This window comes from Acidithiobacillus ferriphilus, assembly GCF_018854775.1.
Classification (GTDB): Bacteria; Pseudomonadota; Gammaproteobacteria; order Acidithiobacillales; family Acidithiobacillaceae; genus Acidithiobacillus; species Acidithiobacillus ferriphilus.
Map to the genome: position 1 here is coordinate 1 of NZ_JAAZTY010000119.1, position 7,625 is coordinate 7,625.

5 protein-coding genes are annotated in these 7,625 nt (G+C 57.7%); 4 read left to right on the forward strand and 1 reads right to left on the reverse strand.

Features of this window, described 5'->3' with window-relative positions; genetic code table 11:
• A partial coding sequence (locus tag HF921_RS08765) for an efflux RND transporter permease subunit (protein WP_215893679.1) occupies positions 1-1,106 on the forward strand: 1,106 nt, incomplete at its 5' end.
• Positions 1,107-1,158: 52 nt separating this feature from the next.
• On the opposite strand, the gene HF921_RS08770 is transcribed toward HF921_RS08765, so the two are convergent.
• Positions 1,159-1,995 carry a winged helix-turn-helix domain-containing protein gene (locus HF921_RS08770; protein ID WP_215893680.1) on the reverse strand — a complete coding sequence of 279 codons (837 nt, stop codon included), beginning with the start codon at positions 1,993-1,995 and terminating at the stop codon, positions 1,159-1,161.
• Between the two features lie 206 nt (positions 1,996-2,201).
• Between HF921_RS08770 and HF921_RS08775 the strand changes: the two genes are divergently transcribed.
• The 3 genes from HF921_RS08775 to HF921_RS08785 all read left to right on the forward strand — a co-directional run bounded on the left by HF921_RS08775 (position 2,202) and on the right by HF921_RS08785 (position 7,530).
• A complete protein-coding gene (locus tag HF921_RS08775) occupies positions 2,202-4,172 on the forward strand; it encodes a DNA topoisomerase IV subunit B (RefSeq protein ID WP_215893681.1) in 1,971 nt (656 codons plus the stop codon).
• A 17-nt stretch (positions 4,173-4,189) separates the two neighbouring features.
• Positions 4,190-6,499: a DNA topoisomerase IV subunit A gene (parC, locus tag HF921_RS08780; RefSeq protein WP_215893682.1), complete on the forward strand. Its 2,310-nt coding sequence runs from the start codon at positions 4,190-4,192 to the stop codon at positions 6,497-6,499.
• A 341-nt stretch (positions 6,500-6,840) separates the two neighbouring features.
• A complete protein-coding gene (locus tag HF921_RS08785) occupies positions 6,841-7,530 on the forward strand; it encodes a pirin family protein (RefSeq protein ID WP_215893683.1) in 690 nt (229 codons plus the stop codon).
• The last annotated feature ends 95 nt before the right edge of the window (positions 7,531-7,625 follow it).

Genomic DNA, 7,625 nt, shown 5'->3' on the forward strand with positions numbered 1-7,625 from the left:
AGGATCTGATCGGTGATCTTACCGCCGTACCACAACCTATAGAAATCAAGGTGTTCGGTGCGAATCCCCAGACGTTGGAAAAAGTCGCAGGACAGGTGGCGCAGCGTATCGGGAAAGTATCGGGTGTGGCGGAGGTCTTTAACGGTGTGACCATTGCCGGGGACGCGGTGGATATTCATGTGGATCCGGTCAAGGCGGCGCTGGCGGGAATGACGCCGGGGCAGGTAACCGCGCAGTTACAGGGCCTGATGGAAGGTAGGGTGGTCAGTCTGATTCCCCAGGGGCAGGAGATGGTCGGGGTGCGGGTGCGTGCGCCCCATGATCTCTGGAATGAAATTCGCCGCTTGCGGCAATTACCCATCGTCGCGCCGGATGGCCATTATCTGGCCCTGGGACAGATCGCGCGGATTCAGATCAAGGCCGGACAGGCGGAATTGCAAGCCGAAAATCTGAAGCCGATGGTTGCCGTCACGGCACGCATCGAGGGGCGGGCCATGAGTACGGTCATGGGTGAGGTGAAGGCCCGGCTGGCCCATCTGTCCCTGCCGCAGGGTGTGTATCTGCAATACGGCGGCCTCTACCGGGAACAGCAGAAGGCCATGCACGAACTGGCACTGGTCCTGCTCGCCGCCATTTTGCTGGTGGCGGTTCTGCTGCTTTTTCTCTATGAGCGCTTCACCATCGTCCTCAGCATTCTGGCGACGGCGTTGCTCGCCCTCGGTAGTGTCTTTATCGGCCTCTGGATCACGGGAACGCAACGCAACATCACGGCGATGATCGGCATCACCATGATTGTCGGGATCGTTACCGAGACCGCTATTTTCTTCTTTGCCGAGGCGCAGAGTAGCGGCGTCTCCGAACTCGTCAGGGCGGGAAGGGTGCGTCTGCGGCCGGTGCTGATGACGGCCATTATCGCCATACTGGCCCTGATGCCCCTGGCACTGGGCCTGGGCGCCGGGGCGGAAATGCAGGCCCCACTGGCCATCGCCATCATCTCCGGATTGCTGGCGGAATTGCCCCTGGTACTGGTGGTGATGCCGGGTATCTATGCCGCTCTGGAGGCTTTTAGCCGACGCATGGCGCGTTCCTCCGTAGAAAAACCATAATTATTTATTCATGGATAATGATATATGGGCGTCATATGTTTTTGCTATGCTTTTACTGCGCCGACTGCTCAACCAGGCGGGCAACATGTTTCGGCGGACAGAAGCGATAACCAAAGCCAGGGATGGTCTCCAACCATCTGTGTACCCCCGTATCCTCCAGTATTCTCCGTAATCGGTAAATTTTTACTACCAGCGTATTCGGTGCGATATATATCTTTTTCCCTTCTGCGAGGACTTGGAGAAGCTGGTGATAAGATATCGCTTCATCGGGGTGTGTCACCATATATTCAAAGAGCCGGAAAAGTTGTTTTGGCAGATAAAGTTCCTGGTCGAATATCGAAACTCTGCGAGAACGGGGATCTAATTGAATCTGCCCTGGCAACTTTGCCAGTTCCATGCGGCGGATAGTCGTCTCGTCAGCAAGTCTGCGGAGATGGGCCATCAGGAGCCCTTCCCCGAGAGCCCACGGAATAAAGGCGGCGGCTCCCGCTTCAATCGCGGCGACCGCTATCGATCCACTGTTTGCTTCCGTATCATCTCCTATGACCAGAAAGGGCACTGTTTTATGCCCGACATCCCGCAGGAGCCGGAGATGTTCCCGAGAATCATCTGGCCATCCATATACCACAGCGTGGTATATTTCGACACCTTTTGGGAGCTTTTCCACATCCTGCTGGGAGGTGATCCTCTGCACGCGGTAGCCATTTCTTACCAGAGCGTATTCGACCTCCTGCGGACCTGACTGGTGTGCGTTGGGCGCAATCAGAAAAATTCTGCGCTCTTCCGGAGGGGTATGAATACATGTTGGCAGATGCAGCCATGCCAGGGTCTCCAGAGCTGCTGCATGGGCGTGTTGTAGATAGATGTTACCTAAGAGAATATTGAACATTAGAATGACTCCGCACTGGTTATCGCTGGATTATTCATATATTTATGGTAGCCTCCTAATGTGACAGTATCGTGTCAATTTTGTGACATTAAGATGACGATAGTGCTACGAGGATGATGAGGCGACTGCAAAATCGTGACCGCAGGGCTGCCAATTTGACCAATTCAGCTTTATGATGGGAAGAGAAGGCAGAAGGGAACCGCCATTTGAGCTATAGCGCCGAGCAATTTACCGTCCTCAAGGGGCTGGAGCCGGTCAAGTTACGTCCGGGTATGTACACACGAACGACCTGCCCGACCCACATCATTCAGGAAGTGATCGACAATGCCGCCGACGAGGCGCTGGCCGGGCAGGCGACACGCATCGATGTCACCGTCTGTAATGACGGTTCGGTGATCGTCGAAGATAATGGCCGAGGTATCCCAGTGGGCATACCACCCGGCGAATCCCGCCCGGCCGCCGAGTTGGCCTTCACCACCCTGCATGCGGGCGGCAAGTTTGATAAAATGGCCGGGGAATCGGCGTATCGCTTTTCGGGCGGTTTGCACGGGGTGGGCGTTGCGGTCACCAATGCCTTATCGCAAAGGGTGGAAGTCGAGATCAACACCCGCGATCCTCAGGGAACAGGGAATGGTCGCTATCGGTTAGCGTTTACCCAAGGCGATGTCAGCGAGCCGCTGACCCGACTGGAAGACTGCGGCCCGCGCACCCATGGCACGCGGGTTCAGGTATGGCCGAACGGGCAGTATTTCGACTCGGCCAAAATCAATGTCCGGGAGCTCACCCATCTCCTGCGCGCCAAGGCCATTCTCCTCCCCGGTCTGCAAGTGAACCTCACCCTCCCGGAGCAGGAACCCGTCGTCTGGAAGTACAGCGAAGGTCTGGCGGAATACCTCGCGGAAATCGTCGCTGATCTCGAACTGGCCACGCCGATTTTTTCGGGAGCCTCTTATCAGGATGGGGACACCAATGGTTTCGCCAAAGGGGAGGGCGCCGCCTGGGCCTTGTGCTGGAGTGGCAATGTGATGCCCAACCCGGAAACTTACGTCAATCTGATCCCGACATTGAACGGCGGTACCCACGAGTCGGGTTTCCGGGCCGGGGTCTTTGAGGCCGTGCGCAGTTTTATGGAGCACCACAGTCTCGTCCCCGCCAAGCTCAAACTGGTACAGGATGATGTTACCGGCAAGATGGCTCTGGTACTCTCCGCCCGGGTGCTTGATCCACAGTTTCAGGGACAGACCAAAGATAAGCTCACCAGTCGCGACGCCCATAAGTTGATGGCGCAGACGGTGCGTGATCCGCTCGAACTCTGGCTCAACAGTCATCCTGATGCGGGGAGGGCGATCGCCGAGTTGGCGATCCAGAATGCCCAGGCCCGGACCCGCGCGGCGCAAAAAATCGAGCGTAAGAAGGGCTCGGGCCTGGCGACACTCCCCGGCAAGCTGACGGATTGTGAAAGTGAGGATATTCAGCGCAATGAGTTGTTTCTGGTCGAAGGCGATTCTGCCGGCGGTTCGGCCAAGGCGGCGCGTGATAAGGAATATCAGGCCTTGCTGCCGTTGCGGGGTAAAGTGCTCAATACCTGGGAAGTGGATGCGGACCAGATCTTCAAAAACCAGGAAGTCCACAATATGGCGGTAGCTCTCGGCATCGAGGCCCACAATTTTCAGGCGGATCCAGATCGGATGCTGGCGGGGCTGCGCTACGGCAAAATCATGATCCTGTCCGATGCCGATGTGGACGGCAGCCATATTCAGGTGCTGATCCTGACCCTGTTCCTGCGGCACTTCCCGGCGCTGTTGCAGCGCGGCCATGTGTTCGTGGTCAAACCACCTTTATACCGGGTGGACGCCACCTGGCGCGGCCGGGTCCGCAAAATCTACTGCGAAGCCGAAGCCGAACGGGATGCGGCAATAGAGCGTCTGCGCACCGAGGGCGTCAAAGAAAGCGCCATCTCGGTGCAGCGTTTCAAGGGCTTGGGTGAGATGAATCCGGATCAGCTCTGGGAAACCGCCATGTGCCCTGATACGCGTTCCCTGGTCTCGTTGTCGATGACTGCCGCCGATCAGGCTGCTCTGCATACACGCTTCGGTCTGCTGATGGCCAAGCAATCGGCCGCCGGGCGCCGTGAATGGATGGAGCGGGATGGTTGGTCAGCAGAGATTGATATTTAAGGCGAGGGTTTTCAGGCATGACTAACACCCGGGATCTTTTTGATCTCACCGGTAATGAGAAGCTACCGCCTCCGCCATCCGAGGGCGCGGAATCGGACTCCATCCAACCTCCCGAGCCGCCGCTCGCGGAATATGCCGCGCATGCTTACCTCGCCTATGCCATGAGCGTGGTAACCGGACGGGCGATCCCGGCGCTGGCCGATGGCCAGAAACCGGTGCAACGGCGAATTCTCTATGCCATGCGCGACATGGGGTTGCAACGCTCCCCTAAGCATGTAAAGTCCGCCCGGGTGGTGGGCGAGGTGATCGGCAAATGGCACCCCCATGGCGACACCTCGGTGTATGACGCCATGGTGCGTATGGCCCAACATTTTACCTTGCGCTACCCGGTGGTGGATGGTCAGGGCAACTTCGGCTCTCTGGATGGCGATTCGGCCGCCGCCATGCGCTACACCGAAGCCAATCTGACGCCCATCTCTGAATTGCTGCTGGCAGAAATAGATGAGGGCACCGTCGATTTCCGCAGCAACTATGACGGTACCCTGGAAGAGCCGGTCACCTTGCCCGCCCGCTTACCTTTCCTGCTGATGAATGGGGCCTCCGGCATTGCGGTCGGCATGGCCACGGAAATTCCGCCCCACAATTTGCGTGAATTGGCGCAGGTCTGTGCGGCATTGGTGTTGCGTCCGGATATGGCCGATGACGAGATTGTGCTCCAGATTCCCGGCCCCGACTTTCCTGGCGGTGGCCAGATTATTTCGCCACCCCAGCAAATCCGCGAGGCCTATCTGTCGGGGCGTGGCAGTATCCGGGTGCGTGCCCGCTGGGAGGTCGAAAAACTGGCGCGCGGGGAGTGGCGTATCGCGGTACAGCAACTGCCGCCAGGGGTGTCCACCGCACAAATCCTCGCGGAGATAGAAACCCTTTCCAACCCACAGGCCAGAGGGGAGGCTAAGAAAAAGGCGCTCACCCCGGAACAGCAGGCGACGAAAAGCGCCATGCTCTCCCAGATTGATACCGTGCGGGACGAATCGGGCAAGGACCACGCCGTGCGTATCGTCATTGAGCCACGCTCGCGCAACCAGGATCCGCAGAGTCTGATGACATACTTGCTGGCCCGCACCTCGCTGGAATCCAGTCAGTCGGTGAATCTCACGGTACTGGATCTGGATGGCAAAGCGCCGTGCCTGCCGATCACTCGGATATTACGGCAATGGGTGCGCTATCGAGTGACGACCGTACGGCGGCGCAGTCAGTTTCGCCTCGATAGGGCCCTGGCGCGCATTCATATTCTCGAAGGCCGTTTACGGGTGCTGCTGGATATCGACGCGGTGATCCGTGTGATCCGCGAGTCCGACGACCCCAGGGCCGACCTTATGGCGCACTTCAATCTCAGCGAGATTCAGGCAGAAGACATCCTGGAAATTCGCCTGCGGCAACTGGCGCGTCTGGCTGGTATTGAGTTGGAAAAGGAACTGGACGATAAGCGGGAAACCGCTGATTACCTCGGCGCACTGCTGCGCAATGAATCGCAATTGCGCGCCCTGGTTGCAGAAGAAATCACCGCCGATGCCCAGAAATTCGGTGATGATCGTCGCACTCTGCTGGAAGTGGATGCCGCGATCACCAACAAATCCATCCAGACCATCGCTGCTGCCGTCACGGACGAAGCGGTCACGGTGATCGTCTCCCAAAAGGGCTGGCTGCGTACCCGCTCCGGTCACGGACTGGATACGGCGGCTCTGGGGTTCAAGGAAGGCGATGCCTTGCTGCAAGCCTTCGAGGTGCGATCGATGGATACGCTGGCCTTGCTGGATAGCGCCGGGCGAGCCTACTCTATCGCGGTCGCGCAAATACCCGGTGGGCGCGGTGACGGCATTCCGGCCTCCAGTCAGGTGGACTTTCAGCGCGGCGCCGGGCTGGCGGCGGTAGCCTGCGGAGCCAGCGACAGCCTGTGGTTGGTGGCCGGAACCGGTGGTTATGGATTCCTGAGCACGCTGGAAAATATGACCGGCCGGAACAGGGCGGGCAAGGCGTTCTTAACCTTGAATGCGGATGAGCGGCCGTTGCCGTTGGTTCCGGTCACCGACCTTCAGGCCGAAACCCTCTGCTTGTCTTCCGATGGGTATGGTCTCCTATTCCCGCTGGCGGAGGTCAAAAATCTGCCCAAGGGTAAAGGCGTCAAACTGATTGCCCTGGGTGCGTCGGCCACCCTGCAATCCCTGTCGGTATATCGCGAAGGTCAACCCTTGCCGCGCGGGTTGCGGAGAAATCGCATGGAAGCTTGCCGTGGTCGACGGGGAGGGCGGGGCAGGGTGGCGCGTTGAACCTTTTGATCGGCAAAATGATGGCTCGACAAGGCATCGCCCAGTATGTACGAGAGGCACGTTGATCGCGTGATTCAGCTATATCAGGCAGCCAGCGCCATCACCTGTTTTGCGTAGGTAACTGCAGGGATTGGAATGACCCCTTTATCTGGTATGGCAACTTTTTGAACGAGGTTGTTAGCCCAAAGCAGTAATGTCCCCTTTGCGTGAGAAGAGTGTCGCGGGCTTGCAGGACGCAATGGTTACCCAATCGTACCTACTTTACATAAAGAACTTCATGCGGTTTACTGGATGCGCTGAACATCATGGGCAACCCGGGATAGAAGCAGGAGCTTGACGTTATGTGGCAATTACATCGCGCCGAAGAGCGCGGCAGAACCGGGGCAAAGTGGCTGAAAAGCGCGCATAGTTTTTCTTTTGGCGAATATTATAATCCGGAAGCGGTCAGTTTCGGGCCATTGCGGGTGATCAACGAGGATGTGGTTGCTCCCCAGTCTGGTTTTCCTATGCATCCCCATAAGGATATGGAAATCATCACCTATATCCTCAGTGGCGCTCTGGAGCATCGAGACAGTATGGGTAACGGCAGCGTTATCCGCGCCGGTGATGTTCAGTATATGTGTGCAGGAACGGGCGTGCGGCATAGCGAATGGAATCCCTCGGTAGATACGCCGGTGCATTTGCTGCAGATATGGGTATTGCCGCCACAAAACGCTCTACCACCCAGTTATGATCAGCGGCATTTTGCCGACATCGCGAAGCTGAATCGCTGGTGCCTTTTGGCAGCCCCTGATCACGAGGATGCGTTAGTGGTGCATCAGAATTTTCGGTTATATGCCAGCGTACTGGATCAGGGCGCAGAGCTTGGTTATCAGCCGACATCCGCGCGGCGTCTGTATTTACATGTGGTGCATGGTGTAGTGCAAGTCGGAGACCTTCTGCTCGGTGCTGGAGATGCAATCTCCGGCTCCGCGGGCTTGTCGGTGACAGCGACACAAGCGGCGGAGTTGTTGCTGTTTGACCTGCCATAAATGGCGGCCATGGCGTGTCGATTTTATGCGATTCCCTGGCAAAGTACGAGTCCTTTCCAATCCACAAATGAGTCTGAACAGGCGGGCTGAGTGAG

Bases quoted from the DNA above. Each gene is read 5' to 3' on its own strand.
- HF921_RS08770 (WP_215893680.1), bottom strand. From the start codon at position 1,995: ATGTTCAATATTCTCTTAGGTAACATCTATCTACAACACGCCCATGCA.
- parC (WP_215893682.1), top strand. From the start codon at position 4,190: ATGACTAACACCCGGGATCTTTTTGATCTCACCGGTAATGAGAAGCTA.
- HF921_RS08785 (WP_215893683.1), top strand. From the start codon at position 6,841: ATGTGGCAATTACATCGCGCCGAAGAGCGCGGCAGAACCGGGGCAAAG.